Genomic DNA, 1,159 nt, shown 5'->3' on the forward strand with positions numbered 1-1,159 from the left:
TCGGTTGGCCGCCGGCCGGACCCTGCTGACAGTCGGCGCGGCCTGCGCTATGCCCACACCATGAGGTATCCCCAGGGTGGCGGGCTGACCGCGGACGAGCGCGCCCGGCGGGAACGGGTGCGGCTGGCCGCGGCCGAGTGGATCGAGGAGGGCGCCACCGACCAGGAGGTCGCGGCCCGCTTCCGGGTCACCCGGATGTCGGCGAACCGCTGGCGGCATGCGCTGGCCGACGGTGGCCGGCCGGCGCTGGCCTCCAAGGGCCCCGGTGGGGCGCACTGCCGGCTCAGCCCCGCCCAGCTCGACGAGCTGCAGCTGCTGCTCGACGCCGGCCCGGCCGCCTGGGGCTGGGCCGATCAGTGCTGGACGCTGCCGCGCATCGCCGCGGTCGTGCGCGAGCGCTTCGGGGTGGACTACACCCTGCCCGGGCTGGACCTGCTGCTGCACCGGCTGGGCTGGAGCGTGCAGGTGCCCGCCCGCCGAGCGGTCGAACGCGACGAGGAGCGGATCGCCGCCTGGCGGGAGGAGACCTGGCCGGAGATAAAAAGACCGCGGCGGACCTGGGCGCCTGGCTGGTCTTCGAGGACGAGTCCGGCCAGGGGCTGAGGCCGCCGAAGGGCCGCACCTGGGGCCGCCGGGGGCGCACCCCGGTGGTGCGGGTGACCGCATCGAATGCCCCGCGGCTGTCGGTGGCCGCGCTGGTGGCGGTCAAGCCCGGGCAGCGGCCCCGGCTGCTCTACCGCACCCACCGCGGCCGCCGCGGCGCTCGGACGGGCCGGCGCAAGGGCTTCACCGAGGCCGCCTACGCCGTCCTGCTCGACGCCGCCCACCAGCAGCTCGGCGGGCCGATCGTGCTGGTCTGGGACAACCTGAACACCCACGTGTCCGCCGCGATGGCCGCGCTGGTGACAGCCCGGCCGTGGCTGACGGTGTTCCAGCTGCCGCCGTACGCCCACGAGCTCAACCCGGTCGAGCCGGTCTGGGCGCATCTGAAGCGGTCGCTGGCCAACCTGACCAAGCACTCCATCGCCGAGCTGACCGTGCTGGTGAAGACCCGGCTCAAACGGATGCAGTACCGCCCCGGACTGCTGGTCGGCTTCCTGGCCAGCACCGGCTTGGAGTTCGGATCGTTCCTATAACAACCGCCCTTAATGATCTTTAG

General features: G+C 73.6%; 2 protein-coding genes. Both read left to right on the top strand.

Going from position 1 to position 1,159, the window contains the following annotated elements; translation table 11 throughout:
- Positions 1–60 precede the first annotated feature (60 nt).
- A complete protein-coding gene (locus CNO22_RS27185) occupies positions 61–603 on the top strand; it encodes a winged helix-turn-helix domain-containing protein (RefSeq protein ID WP_100502319.1) in 543 nt (180 codons plus the stop codon).
- On the top strand, positions 600–1,136 hold the full coding sequence (locus CNO22_RS27190) for a transposase (protein WP_232807405.1): 537 nt from the start codon (positions 600–602) through the stop codon (positions 1,134–1,136). Before CNO22_RS27185 ends, CNO22_RS27190 begins: the two co-directional genes overlap by 4 nt.
- Positions 1,137–1,159 lie beyond the last annotated feature (23 nt).

Source organism: Geodermatophilus chilensis (assembly GCF_002802985.1).
Classification (GTDB): Bacteria; Actinomycetota; Actinomycetes; order Mycobacteriales; family Geodermatophilaceae; genus Geodermatophilus; species Geodermatophilus chilensis.